Source organism: Arthrobacter sp. zg-Y919, from assembly GCF_030142045.1.
Classification (GTDB): domain Bacteria; phylum Actinomycetota; class Actinomycetes; order Actinomycetales; family Micrococcaceae; genus Arthrobacter_B.
In genome coordinates this window covers 2,407,100-2,429,677 of the sequence record NZ_CP126242.1, presented here as the reverse complement: position 1 = coordinate 2,429,677, position 22,578 = coordinate 2,407,100, and the positions used below count along the sequence as shown (strand labels likewise).

The window sequence follows — 22,578 nt, the reverse complement described above, 5'->3', positions numbered from 1 at the left end:
CATGCGCACTCCCGGCGGCCCGGTATCAACGGCAGGTCCCGCACCCCAGGGTGCGGGACCTGCCGCGTTTAACGGCTGTGCCAGACTTAAAGGATGGCGAATTCCCCAAGCGGCGAATCCATGACGAGCCGGATCGTCCGGATCATCAGCGCCTTCGACGAAACCCACCAGTCCATGCCGGTGGCCGTGCTGGCCCGGCGCGCGGAACTGCCGCTGTCCACCACGCACCGGATGGTGAAGGACCTGGCCGGGCACGGTTTCCTGCAGCGGGAGCCCGACGGCGGCGTCCGGCTGGGCCTGCGCCTGTGGGAACTGGCCAACCGCAGCTCGGCGGCCCTTGGGCTCAAGCAGATTGCGATGCCGTACATGGAGGACATTCAGGCCGTGGTCCGGCAACACACCCAGTTGTCCGTCCTGCGGCAGGACGAGGTGTTGTTTATCGAGCGCCTTTCCAGCCATGGGTCGGTGCTGAACCACGCCAAGGTCGCCGGCCGGCTGCCGGTCCACGTCTCCTCTTCAGGGATGGTGATGATGGCCCACTCGCCGCGGCACGTGCAGGAGGCCTATCTGCTCCGGCGGAACCTGGCAGACCGAGAAGAGCAGGACCTGCGTGCGTCCTGGACCCGGATCCGCCTCGAGGGCAGCGCCAGCCTGCCCGGCGCCGTCGTGCCCGACACCACCGGAATCGCCGTGCCCGTCTTCGGCGCCTCAGGCACGGCCGTTGCGGCCATCGGCGTCGTGGTGCCCACGGGCAGCGAGCACACTACGGCGACCGTCCCGGCCCTGATGACCGCTGCCCGCGGTATCTCGCGCGGACTTGGCGTGCGGGCCGACGCCGCGGGTCCGCACTACACGCGCTGACCCTGGCCGCAATCCACAGCGGCAGACTCCAGTGGAACGAAGCAGTGCAGCGTGGCGCTGCAGGGCTGCGCCTCTCTCCCGGGCGATAGTAGTGCCGGGTCCACAGCACGGCCGGACGGGAACCATCCCCGGCGGCAGCGGTTCCGGGCCCAACAGAACAGGGCGGGCAACGCAGGGGGAAGCAGTGGCAGCATCAGGAGTGGCCTCGCTGCCCGCATTCCGTGGTTTATGGCTCGCCACGACGGCGGTGCATGCCGGCAGTGACATCGCAGTTTTTGCCGTGTCGGTGGGAATGATCACCGTGCTCGGAGCGTCGCCGTTCGAGGCCGGGCTCGCGGCCCCGCTCAGCAGCGCCGGGCCGCTCCTCTTCGGGCTGGTGGCGGGAGTGGTGGTCGACAGGTGGGGTCAGCGGCGCACCATGCTCGCCATGACCTGGCTACGTGCTGCCGCCTATGCGTGTGCGGTTGCCTTGTTCTTCTGCGGCTGGCTGGAGGCATGGCAGCTGCTCCTGGTGATCCTGGTGGTGGGTATTGCGGACGTGTTTTTCATGGCCGCGTACACCTCGGTATTGCCCCGGCTGGTGGGCCGGCACCGGATCGCTGATGCTTCGTCTTCAGTGATGGTCGCCGAACAGGTGGTGTCCCTGGCCGGCCCAGCGGCAGGCGGCATCCTCGTGCGGTTCCTTCCGGCGCCGGCCGTCCTGGCGGTAAGCGCAGCCATGCAGCTGATTGCCGCCGCGGGACTTAGCCGGCTGCCCCCGGACAACCCGGCCCTGCCAAAGCCGGACCGGCCGGGCGTACGTGAGTCCATCGCGACAGGGATCCGGTTCATTGCCGGCCACCGCCTGCTGCTGGCGCTGATTCTGACGACCGCAACCAACAACTTTGCAGCCGGGATCTATCAGGCGGCTGAGACCTGGTTCATCCTTCACGATCTGGCCATGGATCCGGCCCTCTTCGGTGCCATCTGGTCCGTCAGCGCGGTTGGCGGCATTGCCGGTGCGGTGCTGGCTCCGCGGGTGGGACGGGCAATGGGTCCGCTCCGGGCCATGCTGCTCGCGGCGGTGATGATGCCGGTTAACTTCGCACTCATTCCGCTGACCGCGCTCTGGCCGCATCTCGCAGTGCCGGGCATCGGGCTGTCCTTTACCCTCTTCGGCCTGGCGCTTGGCCTGATGATGGTGAACAGCGCGGCCCTGACCACGGCGCTGATTCCGGATGACCTCCTCGCCAGGGTCTCGTCCACCCGCCGCACGCTCACCCAGGGTGCGGTGGTGCTGGGCGGCGTGCTCGGGGCGCTGCTGCTGGGCTGGATCGGCGCCGTACCGACGCTTTGGCTGGCCGTGGCGGTGGCCCTGGGCCAGTGCGTGTTCCTGCTGCGGATGGGGGTTCCGCGGCGGGGCGTACCGCTGCCGTCGGAACTTCCGGCGGAACCGGATCCGCTGCCGGCAGCACCGTGAACCGGGGCACTGGATGCGCCGGAACGGCAGGCAGGCAGTGGCAGCGGCTTTCCCAATCAATGAGAATGGCTTTGGAACTCCCTGTGTGCCGGCAGTCACACTTGGATGTAGTGTCCGCTACATAGCTTTCCAAGGGAGTACGAGATGGGTGCAGAGCGCACAATCCTCACAACGCAGGTCGGCATCGTGGGCGGCGGCCCTGCCGGGCTGATGCTTTCGCATTTGCTGTCCAAATCGGGCATCGACAACATCGTGGTGGAAAAGCGGGACCACGAAACCATCCGCACGACCCACCGGGCCGGCATCCTCGAGCACGGCAGCGTCCGCATGCTCACGGAAACCGGAGTCAGCGACCGGGTGCTGACGGACGGGTACCGGCATGAGGGTATTGACCTGCGCTTCGGCGGCGAAAGCCACCGCATCGATTTTGAAGACCTGGTGGGGGAGTCCGTATGGCTCTACCCGCAGAACGAAGTGTTCACGGACCTCGCCGCGGCCCGAGAACGTGACCATGGCGATGTCCGGTACGGGGTCAGTGATACTGCCGTCACCGACCTGGCGACGGACACTCCGAAGATCCTCTTCACCGACAGCGAGGGCCGGGACTTTGAAATCCACTGCGGGATCCTGGTGGGCTCGGATGGGTCCGGCGGTATCTGCAAGCGCTCGATCCCCAGGGAAGCCCGCACGGACAACTTCATCGAATACCCCTTCGCCTGGTTTGGGATCCTTACCGAGGCCGCGCCCAGCGCGCCGGAACTGATCTATGCCAACTCGGACCGTGGTTTTGCGTTGATCAGCCAGCGCAACGACAAGATCCAGCGCATGTACTTCCAGGCGGATCCGAACGAGGACGCGGACGCCTGGAGCGAGGAGCGGATCTGGGACGAACTCCAGGCCCGGGTGGACGGCCCGGACGGTCTTGAACTCAAGCGCGGACCGATCTTCGAGAAAACGGTCCTGAAGTTCCGCAGCTATGTCTGCGAACCAATGCGCTACGGCAACCTCTTCCTCGCCGGAGACGCCGGGCACACCGTGCCGCCCACCGGTGCCAAGGGACTGAATCTTGCCCTGGCGGATGTCCAGGTGCTGTTCGAGGCCATCGACTCGTTCTACGCCACCAGGTCTCCGGACCTCTTGGACGGTTACAGCAGCAAGGCGCTGCAGCGGGTCTGGCGTGCCCAGAACTTCTCCTATTGGATGACGTCCATGCTGCATACCCGTGCCGATGCCAGCCCCTTCGAACGCAAGCGCGCGCTCGGCGAGCTCAGCGGCGTTGTCGCCTCCCGCCACGGCAGCGCCTACCTGGCAGAGGCCTATACGGGGTGGCCCAACAGCTGAAACCCTCCTTGTGTGCGTATATCGAACACTTGTACATCCAATGAACAAGCGGTGTAACGTGGTGTGGACCACGTGGATGCTTGGAAAGCCGGAGCGCGAGGGTGCGCTTCATTGAAAGGAATAACCATGGAAATGGAAGACAATCTTTTCCAGAACAGCCATGTCATCGAGAAGCTGGATGCGGCCGAGGCCTCGCAGGACCAGATCTCGGCTGAAATCGCTTCGGTCCACGCCGACTACGACAAGGGAGTGGACGACGGCGCCGCCGAGGAAACGCAGCCGCGCATCGACTTTTCTCCCTACCGCAGCTCGCTCCTGCGCCACCCCACCAAGGATCCGCACCACGTGGACCCCGAAACCATCGAACTGTGGTCCCCGGCCTTCGGCCACCAGGACGTCCACGCCCTCGAGAGCAACCTGACCATCCAGCACAACGGCGAACCGATGGGGGAGCGGATCATCGTCCGCGGGCGCATCCTCGACGGCGACGGGCACCCCGTGCGCAACCAGCTGGTGGAAATCTGGCAGGCCAACTCCGCCGGCCGCTACATCCACAAGCGCGACCAGCATCCGGCTCCGCTGGACCCGAACTTCACCGGCGTCGGCCGCTGCATCACCACGGATGACGGCTCCTACGAGTTCACCACCATCAAGCCGGGGCCGTACCCGTGGAAGAACCACTACAACGCGTGGCGCCCGGCGCACATCCACTTCTCGCTCTTCGGCACCGACTTCACCCAGCGCATGATCACCCAGATGTATTTCCCGGGTGACCCGCTGTTCGCCCTGGACCCGATCTACCAGTCGATCACGGACCAGAAGGCACGCGACCGCCTCGTGGCCACGTACGACCACAACATCACCTCGCATGAATGGGCCACCGGCTACAACTGGGACATAGTGCTCACCGGCAGCAACCGCACCTGGATGGAAGACGAGGACGCAGAGTAATGAGCGATCAGAAGCTAACCGCCACCCCCGGCCAGACCATCGGACCGTTCTACGGCTACGCCCTCCCCTTCGAGAAGGACAACCAGCTGACAACCCCGGGCCTGCCCGGGAGTATCCGCCTGCAGGGCACCGTGACCGACGGCGCCGGGGACACCATTCCGGACGCCCTGCTGGAAATCTGGCAGGCTGACGCAGACGGCAACATTCCGCAGCACACCGGCTCACTGGTGCGTGACGGCTACACCTTCACCGGCTGGGGGCGCACCGCCGTCGACAACACCGGAAACTACACTTTCACCACGGTCAACCCGGGCCCCACGGAGGAAGGATCGGCACCCTTCATTTCCTTCGTCATCTTCGCCCGCGGCCTGCTGAACAAGCTGCACACCCGGATGTACCTGCCGGACGACGAAGAGGCACTGGCCCGCGACGCCCTGCTCTCCTCGCTGCCCGAAGACCGCCGGCGCACCCTGATCGCCACCCGCGAGGCCGACGGCGGCCTGCGCTGGAACATCTGCCTGCAGGGCGAGGACGAAACCGTTTTCCTCACCTACCCCGGAGCCTGACCGGTGGGTGCCACAGACAGTGCCGATTACGGGCTGCTCTCCCCGGCCTGGGCGGGTACACGCGCCGCAGACCTGACCGGTGACCGCCAGCTGCTCCAGGCACTGCTGGATGTTGAGCTCGAATGGGTGCGGGTGCTGGCCGGCGCCGGACTGGCCGATCCGGAAGCACCCGCCGCGGTGGCCGCCGTCAGCGATGCCTCCCGGTACGACGCCGCGTCCCTCGCCGAGCGTGCGCAGGGCGGCGGCAATCCCGTCATTCCCCTGCTGGCCGACCTGCGGGCCCAGGCCCGGGCGCAGGATCCCAAGGCAGCCGCTGCAATCCACCGCGGTGCCACCAGCCAGGACATCATGGACACGGCCCTGATGCTGCTGGCCCGCCGAACCCTGGAAGCGGTCCTGGCAGACGCAGACAGGGCCGCCGCCGCCCTGGCCGAGCTGGCTCGCCGCCATGCCGCAACGCTGTGCGTGGCCCGCACCCTGACCCAGCACTCCCTGCCCTCCACCTTCGGCCTCCGTGCCGCCCAGTGGCTGCACGGCGTCGGGTCCGCCACGCAGGGGCTGCGCACCGCCGCCGACAACCTCCAGCTGCAGTGGGGCGGTGCCTCCGGCACACTCGCTGCCCTCACCCTCGCCGCCGGGTCCGCTTCCCCTGACGGCGGCGGCGCACGGCCCACCGCCTTCGACCTCACCGCACGCCTCGCCGACGGGCTAGGCCTCGTGGAACCCCTTGCGCCGTGGCAGACCAACCGGCTGCCCGTGACCGCCCTCGGAGCCGCCCTGCAGGACTTCACCGCCGCTGCCGGGAAGGTCGCCAACGACGTCCTGCTGCTGAGCCGCCCGGAAATCGGCGAGGTGTCCGAACCCCGTGCCGCCGGCCGCGGCGGGTCCTCCGCCATGCCGCAGAAGCAGAACCCCGTCCTGTCCGTCCTGATCCGCAGCGCCGCCCTGGCCGCCCCCGGCTACGGGATGCAGCTGAACGCCGCTGCCGCCGCCGCGGATGATGAACGCCCCAGCGGCTCCTGGCACGTGGAATGGCAGGCACTGAGGTCCCTGCTGCGCCTGGCCGGGGGAGCCGCGGAAAAGCTGGCCGAACTGGCCGGAGGCCTGCAGGTGCACACCGACGCCCTGGCCCGGAACCTGGACGCCGCCGGACCGCTTGTGGTCAGCGAAAAGATCATGGCCGTAGTGGCACCGCTGCTGGACGACGGCGTGCCAGGACGCGGCAAGGAAATCATTACCGAAACGGTCGCCCGGTCCCTCTCCTCGGGGAAGTCCTTCGAAGAACTGCTGCGCCGCGCCGTTCCCGCCGGGGCCCTCTCCGATGCGGAACTCAAGAGCGTCCTCGACCCCGCCGAATACCTAGGGGAGGCCACCGCCCTCATCGAGCGGATCACCGCCGCCTACCCCGGAAAGACCCCAGCATGAGCATCCCCGTCATCAAGGCCTCGCGCCTCTCCGACGCCGGCCCCGGAGCCCCGGTCCTGATCGCCGGACCGTCCCTGGGCACCGCGTCCATCCCCCTGTGGAGCCGCGCGGCTGCCGCACTGGACACCTTCACCGTCATTGCCTGGGACCTGCCCGGACACGGGGTCAGCCCCGCCGCCCATGAACCCTTCAGCGTCGCGGACCTGGCCGCCGGTGTCGCCGGCCTGGTCACCGCTGCCCGCAGCGCCGGAGACATTGCCGCCGACGCACCGGTGTTCTATGCCGGTGTGTCCCTGGGCGGCGCCGTCGGGCTGCAGCTGGGACTGGACCACGGGGCACTGTTCGACGGCATCGCAGTCCTCTGCTCCGGTGCGAAGATCGGCGAGGCCGAAGGCTGGGAAGAGCGGGCGGAAACCGTACGGTCCCAGGGCACTCCCACACAGGTGGTCGGCTCGGGGCAGCGCTGGTTTGCGCCGGGCTTTATGGACCGGGAACCGGGTGCAGCGGCCGCCCTCCTGCACTCCCTGCAGGATGCGGACCGCTTCTCCTACGCCCTGTGCTGCGAGGCGCTGGCAGCCTTTGACCTCCGCCGCCGGCTGCCGGACATCACGGTGCCCATCCTCGCCGTCGCAGGCGCCGACGACGTCGTCACCCCGCCGTCGTTCGCGCAGCTGATCGCGGACCGCGTCACCAACGGAACCGCCGCCGTCGTTGACGGCGCCGCCCACCTGGTCCCGGTGGAGCAGCCGCAGCGGACCGCGGAACTGCTGAAGGATTTCTTCGGCGCCCAGTACCTGGAAGGGAAATAACGCAGTGATTGCAGATGCCAACAAGAGCCGGCAGGACGTGTACGACGAGGGCATGGCGGTGCGCCGCGAGGTCCTCGGCAGCGAGCACGTGGACCGGGCCAACGCCGGCAAGGACGACTTCACCACCGATTTCCAGGATCTGATCACCCAGTACGCGTGGGGCACCATCTGGACCCGGCCGGGGCTGCCGCGCACCATGCGCAGCGCCATCACGCTGACCGCCCTGATTGCGCACGGCCACCTGGAGGAGTTCGCCATGCACGTGCGCGCTGCGCTCCGCAACGGGCTTAGCCGGGACGAGATCAAGGAGATCGTGCTGCAGTCCGCGATTTACTGCGGCGTCCCTTCCGCCAACTCCGCCTTCAAGGTAGCCCAGGGCGTCTTCCGGGAGATTGACGCGGCCTAAGCCGCGCAGGTCCCTTCCAGCCATTCGAGTTTTCGCTTTCCAGTTCAAGGAGCACCGGTGAACCAGGCCTATATCTACGACGCAGTCCGCACCCCCTTCGGCAAGTTCGGCGGGGCCCTGGCAGGAGTCCGGCCGGACGACCTGGCCGCGCAGGTCCTGAAGGCTTCCGTGTCCCGTGCTCCGGGGCTCGATCCCGAGCGCATCGACGAAGTGGTGTTCGGCAACGCCAACGGCGCCGGCGAGGAGAACCGCAACGTGGCCCGCATGGCCACCCTGCTGGCCGGCCTGCCCACCTCCCTCCCCGGCACCACGGTCAACCGCCTCTGCGGCTCCTCCCTGGACGCGGCCCTGATCGCTTCGCGGCAGATCAACACCGGCGAAGCGGACCTGATGCTCATCGGCGGCGTGGAATCCATGAGCCGCGCCCCCTGGGTGCTGCCCAAGAACGAAAAGCCGTACCCGGCCGGAGACCAGACGCTGGCCTCCACCACGCTGGGTTGGCGCCTGGTCAATCCGGCCATGCCCAAGGAATGGACCGTCTCCCTGGGGGAGGCCACCGAGCAGCTGCGCGAGAAGTACGGCATCACGCGGGAGCGCCAGGACGAATTCGCTGCCGCCTCGCACGCCCTCGCCGCCAAGGCCTGGGACGACGGGAAATACGCGAACCTCACGGTCGCCGTCGACGGTGTGGACCTGGCCCGGGATGAAAGCATCCGTGCAGGCTCGACGGTGGAGAAGCTGGCCACACTGCGCACCGTCTTCCGCCCGGTCTCGGACGATGCCTCCGGCGGCACCGTGACCGCCGGCAACGCCTCGCCGCTGAACGACGGAGCCTCCGCAGCCTGGCTCGGCAGCGAGAACGCGGCCGGAATCCTCGGGCTGGCGCCGTTGGCCCGGATCGCCGGCCGCGGGGCGGCCGCCAACGAGCCGCAGTTCTTCGGTTACGCCCCGGTGGAAGCAGCCAACACGGCGCTGAAGCGGGCCGGCATCAGCTGGAGCGACGTCGGGGCAGTTGAACTCAACGAAGCCTTCGCCGCCCAGTCCCTGGCCTGCCTCGACGCCTGGGACATCGACCCCGGAATCGTCAATGCCTGGGGCGGCGCGGTAGCCATCGGCCACCCGCTCGGAGCCTCCGGCACGCGTATCCTCGGCACCCTGGCCCGCCGCCTGCAGGAATCGGGTGAACGCTGGGGGGTGGCGGCGATCTGCATCGGCGTCGGCCAGGGCCTCGCCGTCGTGCTCGAAAACGCCAACTGAGAACCGTCACCTAGACGTAAGGAAAAACCGTGCTCAACATTGTGCAGGACGTCGATGAGGCCGTTGCGCCCATCCACGACGGCGCCACCGTCATGATCGGCGGGTTCGGACGCGCCGGCCAGCCCGTGGAACTCATCGAGGCGCTGCTGCGCCAGGGTGCCAAGGACCTGACAGTCGTGAACAACAATGCCGGGAACGGCGAACAGGGCCTGGCTGCCCTGATCGGCGCCGGCCGGGTGAAGAAGATCATCTGTTCCTTCCCCCGGCAGTCCGATTCGCAGATCTTCGATGCCAGGTACCGGGCCGGCGAGATCGAACTGGAACTGGTGCCCCAGGGCAACCTGGCGGAACGCATCCGGGCCGCCGGTGCCGGCATCGGCGGGTTCTTTACGCCCACCGCCTACGGAACCCCGCTGGCCGAAGGCAAGGAAACCCGGATGATCGACGGCCGCGGCTATGTCTTCGAGACGCCCCTCCATGCCGACTTCGCCCTGGTGAAGGCGCTGCGCGCCGACCGGGCAGGCAACCTCGTCTACCGGAAGACCGCCCGCAACTTCGGTCCGATCATGGCCGCCGCGGCCAAGACCGCGATTGTGCAGGTCCGCGAGATCGTGGACATCGGAGAAATGGACCCCGAATCCGTGGTAACCCCCGGAATCTACGTCAACAGCCTGGTCCGCGTGGACCAGGAGAAAGCACCGGCCGCAGCATGAGCACCACAACCGAGAAGCTGGGCAAGAACGAACTCGCCGCCCTGGTGGCGTCCGACATCGCCCCCGGGTCCTTCGTGAACCTGGGCATCGGCCAGCCGACCCTGGTCTCGAACTACCTCCGGCCCGAACAGCACGTCACCCTGCATACCGAGAACGGCATGCTGGGAATGGGGCCGGAAGCCACCGGCGACGAGGTGGACCCGGACCTGATCAACGCCGGCAAGATTCCGGTCACCGAACTGCCGGGCGCCGCGTACTTCCACCACGCCGACTCCTTCGCGATCATGCGCGGGGGACACCTTGACGTCTGTGTCCTGGGTGCCTTCCAGGTCTCCGCCTCGGGTGACCTGGCCAACTGGCACACCGGTGCCCCCGATGCCATCCCGGCGGTGGGCGGCGCCATGGACCTGGCCACGGGCGCCAAGGACGTCTACGTCATGATGTCCCTGTTCACCAAGGACGGCCTCAGCAAGCTCGTGAAGGAATGCAGCTACCCCCTCACGGGCGTCGGCTGCGTCACCCGCGTCTACACTAATGAGGCGGTCTTCCTGCTGAAGGACGGCGGCGTCCACGTGCGCGAGACCTTCGGGACGACGTTCGAGGAACTCGCTGCGAAGATGGACATTCCGCTGATCCGCGCCGCAGCCGGCCAACAGCAGTAACCAAACATATGGGGGGACAGGTGGGCGACACGGTACAGTCCAGCGACCAGTTCGTGCAGTCGCTGGCGCGTGGGCTCCTGGTGATCCGGGCCTTCGACGCCGACCACGTACAGATGACCCTGAGCGAGGTCTCGCGCCGCACCGGACTGACCAGGGCCACCGCCCGCCGCTTCCTGCTCACGCTGGTGGAGCTGGGCTACGTCCGCACCGACGGCCGGGGCTTCGAGCTGACCGCACTGGTGCTGCAGCTGGGGTATTCCTACCTATCCGGCCAGTCCCTGCCACGGCTGGCACAGCCCGTGCTGGAGGACCTTTCCCGGGAAATTTCGGAGTCCACATCGGCGTCGGTGCTGGACGGCGGCGAGATCGTCTACATTGCCCGCATCCACACGCGGCGCCTGATGACCGTGGGGATCAACGTGGGCACCCGGTTCCCCGCCTATGCCACGTCCATGGGCAGGGTGCTGCTGGCCGGGCTCCCCGAGGAGCGTTTCGAGGCCTACGTCGCGACGGCGGAACTGCTCCCGCTGACGGAGCGGACCGTAACCGATCCGGACCGGCTGCGTGCACTGGTGGCACAGGCACGGGACCAGGGCTGGGCAGTCGTGGACCAGGAGCTGGAGCTGGGCCTGCGGTCCATCGCCGTTCCCGTGCGCGATCCGCAGGGATCGGTAGTGGCGGCCCTGAACACATCCATGCAGGCGGCCATGGGCCTGAATGCCCCAACATTGGACGAGGCGGCCGCCCGCGTCCTGCCGCACCTGCAGCGGGCTTCTGCCCGGATCACCGAGGCGCTGGCTGCCCGCAGCTAGTGACCTCGCCGGCACTTTCCGCGGGGACCGGTTAAGTCTGCTAGACTGAAAACCAATTGTTTGTGTGGCAGTGGATGAAGGCCGCTCGCGTGCCCTCCGTGGAGAGATACTCGGAGGAATGCATTCCGAAAGGAATGGGCGGGCCTGTTTCCGGGTTGCGGGGTCCTTGCGCAACGAATGCCACACTTTTGCACGCCTACGGTCGCTTTCGGCGAGAATATCGGAACTTCTCGGGGCATTGCGGCAACGACTTGAAGCGCGTCGCCCCGGTCCGGCTTTCAGCTGGCAGCGGGACGAGGCAACCAGAGAATTATCTCGAGAAAAAACGGAGAACACGAAAGTGCCTACGATTCAGCAGCTGGTCCGCAAGGGCCGCTCACCCAAGGTCTCGAAGACCAAGGCTCCTGCCCTCAAGGGCAGCCCGATGCGCCGTGGTGTCTGCACCCGCGTCTACACCACCACCCCGAAGAAGCCGAACTCGGCTCTGCGTAAGGTTGCCCGTGTCCGCCTCAACGGCGGCATCGAAGTAACTGCATACATCCCCGGTGTGGGTCACAACCTTCAGGAACACTCCATCGTGCTGGTGCGCGGCGGTCGTGTGAAGGACCTTCCCGGTGTCCGCTACAAGATTGTCCGCGGTGCCCTCGATACCCAGGGTGTCAAGAACCGCAAGCAGGCTCGCAGCCGCTACGGCGCGAAGATGGAGAAGAAGTAATATGCCCCGCAAGGGTCCGGCCCCCAAGCGGCCGCTCGTACTGGATCCCGTCTACGGCTCCCCGCTGGTCACGCAGCTGATCAACAAGGTTCTGGTAGACGGCAAGAAGTCCACCGCAGAGCGCATCGTTTACGGTGCACTTGCAGGCGCCCAGGAGAAGACCGGACAGGATCCGGTTGCAGCCCTGAAGAAGGCAATGGACAACATCAAGCCGAGCCTTGAGGTCAAGTCCCGCCGTGTTGGCGGCGCCACTTACCAGGTTCCCGTCGAGGTCAAGCCGGGCCGTGCAACCGCACTGGCTCTGCGTTGGCTGGTCGGCTACTCCAAGGCCCGCCGCGAGAAGACGATGACTGAGCGTCTGCGCAACGAAATCCTGGACGCTTCCAACGGTCTTGGTGCAGCTGTGAAGCGCCGCGAGGACACCCACAAGATGGCCGAGTCCAACAAGGCCTTCGCCCACTACCGCTGGTAATACGCCAAGCTGACGGCAGCCGCTGAAGGCCCTGTGGCCCGCATTTGCGGGCCGCAGGGCTTCAGCCGGATAAGCGCCGTTGACGGAAGCAACCAAAAAAGGGAGAAACCGTGGCACTTGACGTGCTTACCGACCTGAATAAGGTCCGCAACATCGGCATCATGGCCCACATTGATGCCGGCAAGACAACTACCACTGAGCGCATCCTGTTCTACACGGGTGTCAACCACAAGATCGGCGAGACCCACGACGGTGCGTCCACGATGGACTGGATGGCACAGGAGCAGGAGCGGGGCATCACCATCACCTCCGCAGCTACCACGTGTTACTGGGACAACAACCAGATCAACATCATCGACACCCCGGGTCACGTTGACTTCACTGTCGAGGTTGAGCGGTCCCTGCGCGTCCTCGACGGCGCCGTTGCTGTCTTCGACGGCAAGGAAGGCGTGGAGCCGCAGTCCGAGACTGTCTGGCGCCAGGCTGACAAGTACGACGTTCCGCGTATCTGCTTCGTCAACAAGATGGACAAGCTCGGCGCTGACTTCTACTTCACCGTAGACACGATCATCAACCGCCTCGGCGCCAAGCCGCTGGTCCTCCAGCTGCCGATCGGCTCCGAAAGCGAATTCGAAGGCGTCGTTGACCTCATCGAAATGCGTGCACTCACCTGGCGCGGCGACGCCAAGGGTGACGTGACCATGGGCGCCAAGTACGAAATCGAACCGATCCCCGCAGAACTGCAGGAAAAGGCCGAATCGTACCGCGCACAGCTCGTCGAGACCGTTGCTGAAGCCAGCGACGAACTGATGAACAAGTACCTCGAAGGCGAAGAGATCAGCATTGCCGAGCTGAAGGCCGGCATCCGTAAGCTGACCATCAACTCCGAGGTCTACCCGGTTCTTTGTGGCTCTGCCTTCAAGAACCGCGGTGTGCAGCCGATGCTGGACGCCGTCGTCGACTACCTGCCCAGCCCGCTTGACGTCCCGAACATCAAGGGCCACGACATCCGCGACGAAGAGGTCATCCTCGAGCGCGCCGCTGATGCCAAGGCTCCGTTCTCGGCTCTCGCCTTCAAGGTTGTGACGCACCCGTTCTTCGGCCGTCTGACCTACATCCGCGTGTACTCCGGTCACGCTGCTTCCGGCGCCCAGGTCATGAACGCGACCAAGCAGAAGAAGGAGCGCATCGGAAAGCTCTTCCAGATGCACGCCAACAAGGAAAACCCGGTCGAGGAAATCACGACGGGCCACATTTACGCCGCCATCGGCCTGAAGGACACCACCACGGGCGATACCCTGTGCGACCTTCAGGAACCGATCGTGCTGGAATCCATGAGCTTCCCGGAGCCCGTGATTTCCGTGGCCATCGAGCCGAAGACCAAGGGTGACCAGGAGAAGCTCTCCACGGCCATCCAGAAGCTCTCCGAAGAGGATCCGACCTTCCAGGTCTCCCTCGACGAAGACACCGGCCAGACGATCATCGCCGGCATGGGCGAGCTCCACCTGGACATCCTGGTGGACCGCATGCGCCGCGAGTTCCGCGTCGAGGCAAACGTGGGCAAGCCCCAGGTCGCCTACCGCGAAACGATCCGCCGTGCAGTCGCCAAGCACGACTACACGCACAAGAAGCAGACCGGTGGTTCGGGTCAGTTCGCAAAGATCCAGATCGCCATCGAGCCGCTGGATACTTCCGACGGCACGTTCTACGAGTTCGAGAACAAGGTCACCGGTGGTCGTGTTCCCCGCGAATACATCCCCAGCGTTGACCAGGGTATCCAGAGCGCGCTCACTGACGGTGTGCTCGCCGGTTACCCGGTTGTCGGCATCAAGGCGACGCTGCTTGACGGCGCCTACCACGATGTTGACTCCTCGGAAATGGCGTTCAAGATCGCCGGACGGCAGGCTTTCAAGGAAGCCGCCCGTATGGCGAGCCCTGTCCTGCTCGAACCGCTGATGGATGTTGAAGTCCGCACCCCTGAGGAATACATGGGTGAAGTTATCGGTGACATCAACTCCCGTCGCGGCCAGATGCAGTCCATGGAAGATGCAGCCGGCGTAAAGGTCATCCGGGCACACGTCCCGCTGTCCGGCATGTTCGGTTACATCGGCGACCTGCGGTCCAAGACCCAGGGCCGCGCCGTGTACTCCATGTCCTTCAACAGCTACGCCGAGGTCCCGAAGGCAGTTGCCGACGAGATCATCCAGAAGACGCGCGGCGAGTAAAACTTGGAGGGTGGACCGGTTCCGACCGGGAAACCCGCCGTGTGCGCCAGGTCCGGGCTTCGGCCCGGACCGGGCGCATAGCCAGACTGAGCGGCCTTACGAGGCTGCTGCGGAAATCGGCAATTTCATCAAATAAACAGCCCCAAGTAGACTTACATCAGTTTCAGTTGCGAAAAGCGCGGCTGGAGATTGAGTCTTCTAACTCTCTAGGAGGAACCCGTGGCGAAGGCAAAGTTCGAGCGGACTAAGCCGCACGTCAACATCGGCACCATTGGTCACGTTGACCATGGAAAGACGACGTTGACCGCTGCCATTTCGAAGGTGCTTGCTGACAAGTACCCTGATCTGAATGAAAAGCGCGATTTCGCTGCTATCGACTCTGCACCTGAAGAGCGCCAGCGCGGCATCACCATCAACATCTCGCACATCGAGTACCAGACCGAGAAGCGCCACTACGCACACGTAGACGCCCCCGGCCACGCTGACTACATCAAGAACATGATCACTGGTGCAGCTCAGATGGATGGCGCAATCCTCGTGGTTGCCGCTACTGACGGTCCGATGGCCCAGACCCGCGAGCACGTTCTGCTCGCCCGCCAGGTTGGCGTTCCCTACCTGCTGGTCGCACTGAACAAGTCCGACATGGTTGACGACGAAGAACTGCTCGACCTCGTGGAAATGGAAGTTCGCGAACTGCTGAGCTCCCAGGACTTCGACGGCGACAACGCTCCCGTCGTCCGCGTTTCCGGCCTCAAGGCTCTCGAAGGCGACCCCAAGTGGGTTGCAGCCGTCGAAGAGCTCATGGAAGCCGTTGACAACAACGTGCCGGACCCGGTTCGCGACAAGGACAAGCCGTTCCTGATGCCGATCGAGGACGTCTTCACGATCACCGGTCGTGGAACCGTTGTCACGGGCCGCGCCGAGCGCGGTACCCTCGCCATCAACTCCGAGGTCGAGATCGTCGGCATCCGTCCGGTCCAGAAGACCACGGTTACCGGTATCGAGATGTTCCACAAGCAGCTTGACGAAGCATGGGCCGGCGAGAACTGTGGCCTGCTGCTCCGCGGCATCAAGCGCGAAGACGTAGAGCGTGGCCAGGTTGTCGTAAAGCCGGGTTCCATTACCCCGCACACCGACTTCGAAGCCAACGTCTACATCCTGTCCAAGGATGAAGGCGGACGCCACAACCCGTTCTACTCGAACTACCGCCCGCAGTTCTACTTCCGTACCACGGACGTAACCGGCGTCATCACCCTCCCCGAGGGCACTGAAATGGTTATGCCCGGCGATAACACTGAGATGACCGTTGAGCTCATCCAGCCGATCGCTATGGAAGAGGGCCTCGGCTTCGCTATCCGCGAAGGCGGCCGCACCGTTGGATCAGGCCGCGTCACCAAGATCATCAAGTAATTTGATGATTTAGCCTGAACCGTTTCGGTTCTTAGCAGGGCCCCGTTGCTTCGGCAGCGGGGCCCTGCTGCTTTTATCCCTTCTGTCAGCTGAAGTCCGTTCCTTAGCCGCTGCCGGTGCCCGCACGCTGGCTGCGGGTGCGGCCGGACAGCAACCGCGCCACGGTCGTACCGGCGGAGAGTCCCTGTTCGAAGGCACGGACAGCGTTCAGCCCGGTGGCATCCAGGGCACCGCCCGCCACCGTGAAAGCCATGCCGCGGTCCTCCAGCTGTGCCTGCAGGGGATTATGCGGAACCTGGCCGGCAGCGAGGACGACGGCGTCGGCCGGCAGGATCCTCCCGCCCGTGCGGTCCCGGACCCGGAGGCCTTTTGGGGTGACGCTCAGGGGCACGGTGCCGGACAGCGTACGGACTCCGGCCGCCCGGATGTCCTGCAGCACCGCCCACCGGGTGGACGGGCCGATGCCTTCACCGATCCGGATGCCGCGGCGCAGGATCGTGACGATCCGGGGACCGCCCGGGACCCGGGGGTCGGAAAGCAGGCGGGACAGGTCCACGCCTATGCCGCCGGCTCCCACGATCACCACGCGCGCTCCCAGCCGCTCCACATCTGCGAAGGCCTGCCGGTAGTCCAGCACGGGTAGCAGGCCGGCACCCGGCAACGGAACGGGACGGGGCAGCACACCGGTCGCGAGGACCACGTGGGCGTAGCCGGCCAGGTCCCCGGCGCCCGGAGGAGCGCCGGTCAGCACACGCACCCCCAGCCGTGCCAGTTCGTTCCTGAAATACCTGATGGTCTGCAGGAAGTCCTCTTTGCCCGGGACCCGGCCGGCCAGCTGGAACTGGCCGCCGATGGAGCTGTCCCGTTCATAGAGGTCCACCGGATGTCCCCACTGCGCCAGCGTTGCGGCAGCCTGCATGCCCGCGGGACCTGCTCCCACCACGGCAACCCGTACCGGGGCACTGACGCGGCGCCGGTCCGGCCGCGGCGGGAGCGGGAATTCCGTTTCACGGCCGGCCCGCGGGTTGACCAGGCAGGAGACAGGTTCGGCGCCCATCGACCGGTCGATGCAGGCCTCGTTGCAGGCAATGCAGGTGTTGACGAGGTTCGACTCTCCGCGCCGGGTCTTGGCCACGATAGCCGGGTCGGCGAGGAAAGGGCGTGCCATCGAAACCAGGTCCGCGTGCCCGGCGGCCAGGGAACGCTCCGCAAGCTCCAGCGAGTTGATCCGGTTGCTGCCGATGACCGGGACGGGCTGTCCCGCGGCCGCCAGGGCGTTCCGGATGCCGCCGGCAATTTCCATCCACCGCCCGTGCGGAACGAGGCCCTGGACAGTAGGGACCCGAGACTCGTGCCAGCCAATGCCGATATTCAGCGCATCAGCGCCTGCCACGGCCAGCGCCACAGCCAGGTCCCTTGACTCCTCCCTGGTGCTGGAGCCCGTCACGAAGTCGGCACCGGACGTGCGGTAAATGACTGGATAGGCAGCTCCGACGGCTTCGCGGACAGCCTGCAGCACGGCAAGCGGGAAGGACTGCCGCCGCTGTGGATCCCCGCCCCAGCGGTCCTGCCGCCGGTTGGTCAGGGGAGAGGCGAACTGGTTGATCAGGTAGCCTTCGGAACCCATGATTTCCACGGCGTCGAAGCCCAAGGCGCGTGCAGCGGCGGCACCTGCAGCGAAATCGCCCACTGTGTCCTCGACCTCCCGAGACGTCAGGGCGCGGGGCAGGCAGCGGGAAAAGTCCGAGTAGATTTCCGACGGTGCTGTGGGGCGGATGCCGTAGGTGGCCTCCCACGCGTACCGCCCGGCGTGGAACAACTGAAGGGCAAGCCTGCCGCCTGCTTCATGCACGGCGTCGAGAACCGGTGACATCAGGGCTGCCGCGCCGGGTTCGTTAATCAGCAGGTAGTTTGCCCCGCCCGCACCCGCGCGGTTGACCGCCGCACCTCCGGTCACGATGAGCCCGGCACCGCCTGCGGCCCGTTCCCGGTAGAACGCCGCCAGGGCCAACGGGTCCTCCTCCCGGTTCAGGTGCATGGACCCCATAACGATCCGGTGGTCCAGCCTGAGCGGCCCGAGGGAAACAGGGGAGAAGACCCGGTCCAGCATCTGCGCCGTCAGGGGCGGGCAGCCGGTGCCGCTGCGGGCCGGGAAATAAGGCCGTCACCGGATGGAGGTGGCTGGAGCCGGGCCTGGTTGAAGATGCTCCGGGCTATCACCGTTTTCTGGATCTCATTCGTCCCTTCTTCGAAGCGCTGCGCCCGCGCGTCGCGGTAAACGCGCTCGATGGGCGTGGTCTTCCAGTACCCAATGCCGCCATGGACCTGAAGCGCCTTGTCGGTTACCCGGGTGAGCATGTCGACGGCGGTGAGCTTGGCCATGGAGGACAGCGCCCCGGCGTCGGCGGTACCGTCCTGCCAGGCGGAGGCCGCGTGCAGGGTCAGGGCGCGGGCCGCTTCGATGTCGGCGGCGTTTTCCGCCAGGGCAAAGGCAACGGCCTGCCGGGTGGCCAGCGGCTTCCCGAACGTGGTGCGCTCCAGGGCATAGGCGACGGCGAGCTGCTGGGCACGCTGGGCCAGCCCGACGCAGCTCATGGCGACGGAGATGCGGCTGGGCGTGAGGAAACCGCCCAGGGCGACCGCCAGGCCGTCTCCCTCCGCGCCCAGGCGGTTGGTGACGGGAACGGGGGTTTCCGTGAAAGCGAGGGAGGCATGGTCAGTGCCGCGGACCCCCATGGTCTGCGAGGTGTCTTCCACTTCGATGCCGGGCGCATGCCGGTCCACCAGCAGCGCCACGGTGCCGTCGCTGCCCGTGGTCCCCGCGAGCCGGGCGAAAAGCAGCCAGTAGTCACAGCGCACACCGAAGGTGATCAGATGCTTGCGGCCCGTGAGGTAATAGATGGCGCCTTCCCGCCGCACGCTGGAGGTAATGTCTGCACCCGTGCCGTTGTCCGGCTCGGTCAACGTGAACGCAACCACCACGTCCCCGGTGACGGACGGACGGACGAACTTTTCCCGCTGCACCTCATCGGCATACGGATTCATGGCCCGCCAGGTGCCGTTGACCACGTGGACAATCATGCGGATTGAGGCGTGGGACCGGGAGAAGACCTCCATGAGTCCCATCCACTGGAGGAAGCTCAGCCCCCGGCCACCGAGGACCTCCGGGGCTGCCAGGGAGAGGAAACCGGCCCCGCGCAGCTCCTTCCAGAGAGCATCGGGCACGCAGCCGGTGGCTTCAATGCGGGTCGCCCAGTCCTCACCGGGACCTTCCACCCATGCCGTCACGGCTGCCAGCAGAGCGCGGTATTCCGGTTCCGGGATACTGCTGCCCCGGCCGTCGGCGCTCATGGCCGTGGCGGTCATAGGCTGCTCCTGTCTACGGGAAACACACCTGCCGGCTTCGAGCCGGAAAAACCCCGCGCCGCTTCCCGGAGCAGGTACTTCTGCACCTTGCCGACGGCGTTGCGGGGGAGGGCCTCGACCAGCACCAGGCGCTCCGGCCAGTAGTGCCGGGAAACCCGGTGCCGGTCGAGGAAGACAGCGAGATCGGCCAGCTGCGGAGCCGCCCCCGGTACCGCGACTACGAAGGCGCACGCCCGCTCACCGAGCCGTTCATCCGGCATGGCAGCGAGTGCAACATCCCGGACCGAGGGATGCCGGTAGAGCAGCTGCTCAATCTCCGCCACTGGGATTTTCTCCCCTCCACGGTTGATGATGTCGCGTACCCGCCCGGTGACCCGCAGGAAGCCGGTGCCGTCGAGGACGGCCGTGTCGCCGGTGCGGTACCAGCCGTCTTCGGTAAACACTTCCTTGGTCAGGTCCGGCCGGTCAAGGTAGCCGTCGAAGACGGTCGGGCTGAGAAGTTCGAAGTTGCCCTCAACCCCGGGCGGCAGGAGATGCCCGTCGTCGTCGACAATCCGGGTCCGCACTCCTTCGAGTGCCCGGCCGTCGGTGCCCCACACCTTCACGGCCTCATCCCGGGGCGAGGCCAACGTACCCAGACAGGTTTCAGTAGTGCCGAACGCACCGCAGACGGCGGCGCCCAGGACCCGGGTGGCCCGCTCGGACAGGTGCCTGGGAACAGCTGCACCCGTGGCGACGAAGATGCGCAGGTTGGAAGGTGCGGGCGCGCCGCCGTCAACCGCGTGGACCAGGTCCGTGAGGAACGGGGTGGCCGCCTGGACGAAGGTCACCCGCCAGCCCCGCATCAGTTTCAGTGCGTGTTCGGCATCCCACACCGGCTGCAGGACCTGCGGGCAGCCCAGCACAAACGCGAGCCACATGCCGTAAAGGAAACCGGTCTGGTGGGCCAGCGGTGAGGGGATGAAGACCGCGTCGTCGCTGGTCAGGCCCAGATGCGCGGCCTCCATGGCGGCGGCCCGGCTCAGGGTTCCGTGCCGGTGCACCACGCCCTTGGGCTCCCCGGAGGTTCCGGAGGTAAACAGCAGCTGGGCCGGATCGCCGGCGGCCGGGCCCGCCGGGCCTCCCGCGGCCGGTCCGGGAAGGGCTCCGGATCCCTCGGGTGCCGCTTCGGGTGCCGCTTCCAGTGCCGCGTCCCAGTCCGTGAACCGCCGTCCTCCGGTCGACTGGGGGAGAGGAGTGCGTGTTTCCGGATCGCGCAGTACAAGGATCTCCGCTACGGACAGGTCCCGGGTGGCTTCGGTTCCGTCACCGCCCTGCAGCAGACCCGCCAGTTCGTCAGCAGGCCGCCGCCCCCGGTATTCCTGCATCACCACGAAGACGCGGGCGCGGGCCCGGTGCAGCGCAAGCGCGACCTCCCGCTGGCGGAAGATCGGCATGATGGGGGCGGCGACGGCGCCCAGGCGCAGGATGGCCACGGTGAGGACAACGAACTCGCTGCGGTTGGGCAGCTGGAAGGCCACCTGTTCGCCCGGCTGCACCCCCAGCCGGCCCAGCGCCGCCGCGGCACGGTCGGCCTGCAGGTCGAGTTCCGCCCAGGTGAGATGCCCGGAGGCGCGTGCACCGCCGTCGACCACTGCCGTTTCGCCGGGCCGCTCCGCCGCCCACCGGCGTACCCAGTCGGGCCCGGGCACGGATGCCGCAGCGTCCACGTCCGCCGGGCCGGTAATGGTCCGGAGGCGGCTTCCGCGCGCGGTCCGGACCGGGCGCCTGGGGCCGGGACGGCGGATGGTGCCCTCCACCACCTGCATCCGCAGTCCGAAGGTGGTCATGGCCTGCAGATACTCGGGGTAGGAAATGCGGTACGCGTTCGGGTAGGTCAGGGTGCTCCGTCCTTCCGCGGCGGAAGCGGCCACGGCCAGGGACATCAGCACCCGGTGGTCGTTAAAGGAGGAGAGATCGGCGCCGCCCAGGCTGCCGGCACCGCGCACCGTCAGGGTGGACCCCTCCACGGCCAGGTCCGCACCCATGGAGTTAAGCTGCAGCATGGCAGCGACCCGGTCGGACTCCTTCATCCGGACGTGGTCAATGTTCCGGAACACACTGCGGCCCCGGGCGAAGGACGCCATGACCGCCAGGACCGGAAGCATGTCCGGCACACGCCGGCAATCCACGTCGATTGGCTGCAGGTCCAGGCCGGAATGCCGGACGCGCACCGCGTCCGCAGCCTGGTCGTAGGTCATGGGCACCCCCATGTCACCGGCCAGGTCCAGGAAGTCCGCCTCGGGATGGTCCGAGCCTGCGGATGAGGTGGACCTCAGGCCGGCAAGGGAGACGTCGGCCGGGTGCAGGGCTGCAGCGGCGAGTCCGAAGGCCGCGGATCCGATATCCGGCGGCATCCGCAGATTGGCGGGAACGGCCTGCTGGTTCGGCTGGACGCGGAAGTGCCGGAAGTCTGAAGAAGCTTCCACCTGCAATCCGAAGTGGGCCATCATGGCGAGCGTGAGTTCGATGTAGCTGCTTTCGTTCTGCTCTCCTTCCACCACCACGGTGGTTTCGGAACGGGCAAACGGTGCCAGCAGCAGCAGGCCCGAAATCCATTGCGACAGCGTCCCGGCTATCCGCACCTCGCCGCCCTGTGGCCGTCCGTGAGCCACCCGGAGGGGAGGGCAGCCATCGGGCGAGGTAACGTCCACGCCCATGGCACGGAGGGCAGCCAGCAATGGTCCCAGGGGACGGCGCTGGAAGTACTTCTGGCCGGTCACGACGACGTCGCGCGTCCCCAGTGCCGCAAGCCCGGCCATAAAGTACAGGGTGGTTCCGGAGCTGCCGGCGGAAACACTGGCCCGCCGCGGTTGATACGGCCCGCCGTGCACCACGAAGGTGTCACCCTGCGCTTCGACCACCGTGCCGAGCTGCCGCAGCATCGCCACCGTGTACTGCACATGACGTGCGTCCGTCAGGCCGGAAATGCGGGTGGTTCCGTGCGCGAGCGAAGCCAGGATGAGTGCCCGGTGGGCGTGGTACTTGGAGTTGGGAACCTGCACCGTTCCGGAAATACCTGTGTGCGTTCCGAGGACCGAAAGATACATGGCCGCAAGGCCTTCCTGTCGTCCGGGCTCCTCCAGCTG

General features: G+C 66.6%; 19 protein-coding genes. 16 read left to right on the top strand and 3 right to left on the bottom strand.

Annotated features, from left to right (window positions below):
* Positions 1-93: 93 nt before the first annotated feature.
* The 16 genes from QNO10_RS11400 (at position 94) to tuf (ending at position 16,084) form a co-directional block, all read left to right on the top strand.
* Positions 94-861 carry an IclR family transcriptional regulator gene (locus QNO10_RS11400; protein WP_229947261.1) on the top strand — a complete coding sequence of 256 codons (768 nt, stop codon included), beginning with the start codon at positions 94-96 and terminating at the stop codon, positions 859-861.
* A 184-nt stretch (positions 862-1,045) separates the two neighbouring features.
* Positions 1,046-2,320, top strand: coding sequence for an MFS transporter (locus QNO10_RS11395; RefSeq protein WP_229947263.1), 1,275 nt, complete (start codon positions 1,046-1,048; stop codon positions 2,318-2,320).
* A gap of 144 nt (positions 2,321-2,464) precedes the next feature.
* On the top strand, positions 2,465-3,661 hold the full coding sequence (locus tag QNO10_RS11390; protein ID WP_229947265.1) for a 4-hydroxybenzoate 3-monooxygenase: 1,197 nt from the start codon (positions 2,465-2,467) through the stop codon (positions 3,659-3,661).
* 126 nt (positions 3,662-3,787) lie between these two features.
* Positions 3,788-4,612 carry a protocatechuate 3,4-dioxygenase subunit beta gene (pcaH, locus tag QNO10_RS11385; RefSeq protein ID WP_442860237.1) on the top strand — a complete coding sequence of 275 codons (825 nt, stop codon included), beginning with the start codon at positions 3,788-3,790 and terminating at the stop codon, positions 4,610-4,612.
* Entirely contained in the window at positions 4,612-5,178 is a 567-nt protein-coding gene (gene pcaG / locus QNO10_RS11380; RefSeq protein WP_229947267.1) for a protocatechuate 3,4-dioxygenase subunit alpha, read from the top strand. Before pcaH ends, pcaG begins: the two co-directional genes overlap by 1 nt.
* 3 nt (positions 5,179-5,181) lie before the next feature.
* The gene (locus QNO10_RS11375; protein ID WP_229947269.1) at positions 5,182-6,603 is read left to right on the top strand and encodes a lyase family protein; all 1,422 of its coding nucleotides are present in this window, start codon (positions 5,182-5,184) and stop codon (positions 6,601-6,603) included.
* Positions 6,600-7,412: an alpha/beta fold hydrolase gene (locus tag QNO10_RS11370; protein WP_229947270.1), complete on the top strand. Its 813-nt coding sequence runs from the start codon at positions 6,600-6,602 to the stop codon at positions 7,410-7,412. Before QNO10_RS11375 ends, QNO10_RS11370 begins: the two co-directional genes overlap by 4 nt.
* A gap of 4 nt (positions 7,413-7,416) precedes the next feature.
* Entirely contained in the window at positions 7,417-7,818 is a 402-nt protein-coding gene (gene pcaC, locus QNO10_RS11365) for a 4-carboxymuconolactone decarboxylase (RefSeq protein ID WP_283995864.1), read from the top strand.
* Between the two features lie 57 nt (positions 7,819-7,875).
* Complete coding sequence (locus QNO10_RS11360; protein ID WP_229947272.1) at positions 7,876-9,075, top strand: thiolase family protein; 1,200 nt, start codon at positions 7,876-7,878, stop codon at positions 9,073-9,075.
* A gap of 29 nt (positions 9,076-9,104) precedes the next feature.
* Positions 9,105-9,788, top strand: coding sequence for a 3-oxoacid CoA-transferase subunit A (locus QNO10_RS11355; protein WP_229947274.1), 684 nt, complete (start codon positions 9,105-9,107; stop codon positions 9,786-9,788).
* Positions 9,785-10,450 (top strand): 3-oxoacid CoA-transferase subunit B, encoded by a 666-nt coding sequence (locus tag QNO10_RS11350; RefSeq protein WP_229947275.1) that lies wholly within the window; start codon positions 9,785-9,787, stop codon positions 10,448-10,450. The genes QNO10_RS11355 and QNO10_RS11350 overlap by 4 nt, the downstream gene beginning before the upstream one ends.
* Positions 10,451-10,458: 8 nt before the next feature.
* Positions 10,459-11,262 carry an IclR family transcriptional regulator domain-containing protein gene (locus tag QNO10_RS11345; protein ID WP_442860238.1) on the top strand — a complete coding sequence of 268 codons (804 nt, stop codon included), beginning with the start codon at positions 10,459-10,461 and terminating at the stop codon, positions 11,260-11,262.
* Between the two features lie 340 nt (positions 11,263-11,602).
* Positions 11,603-11,977 carry a 30S ribosomal protein S12 gene (gene rpsL, locus QNO10_RS11340; protein WP_146361060.1) on the top strand — a complete coding sequence of 125 codons (375 nt, stop codon included), beginning with the start codon at positions 11,603-11,605 and terminating at the stop codon, positions 11,975-11,977.
* Between the two features lies 1 nt (position 11,978).
* A complete protein-coding gene (gene rpsG / locus QNO10_RS11335) occupies positions 11,979-12,449 on the top strand; it encodes a 30S ribosomal protein S7 (protein ID WP_146361062.1) in 471 nt (156 codons plus the stop codon).
* Positions 12,450-12,559: 110 nt separating this feature from the next.
* Positions 12,560-14,674 (top strand): elongation factor G, encoded by a 2,115-nt coding sequence (gene fusA, locus QNO10_RS11330; RefSeq protein WP_229947279.1) that lies wholly within the window; start codon positions 12,560-12,562, stop codon positions 14,672-14,674.
* Positions 14,675-14,893: 219 nt separating this feature from the next.
* Complete coding sequence (gene tuf / locus QNO10_RS11325; RefSeq protein ID WP_227918747.1) at positions 14,894-16,084, top strand: elongation factor Tu; 1,191 nt, start codon at positions 14,894-14,896, stop codon at positions 16,082-16,084.
* 103 nt (positions 16,085-16,187) lie between these two features.
* On the opposite strand, the gene QNO10_RS11320 is transcribed toward tuf, so the two are convergent.
* From QNO10_RS11320 to aroA, 3 genes are read right to left on the bottom strand one after another with little or no spacing between them, the layout of a single operon-like run.
* Positions 16,188-18,194: an oxidoreductase gene (locus tag QNO10_RS11320; RefSeq protein WP_229947281.1), complete on the bottom strand. Its 2,007-nt coding sequence runs from the start codon at positions 18,192-18,194 to the stop codon at positions 16,188-16,190.
* A gap of 8 nt (positions 18,195-18,202) precedes the next feature.
* On the bottom strand, positions 18,203-19,450 hold the full coding sequence (locus QNO10_RS11315; protein WP_229947283.1) for an acyl-CoA dehydrogenase family protein: 1,248 nt from the start codon (positions 19,448-19,450) through the stop codon (positions 18,203-18,205).
* A complete protein-coding gene (aroA, locus tag QNO10_RS11310; protein WP_229947284.1) occupies positions 19,447-22,539 on the bottom strand; it encodes a 3-phosphoshikimate 1-carboxyvinyltransferase in 3,093 nt (1,030 codons plus the stop codon). The genes QNO10_RS11315 and aroA overlap by 4 nt, the downstream gene beginning before the upstream one ends.
* Between the last annotated feature and the right edge of the window lie 39 nt (positions 22,540-22,578).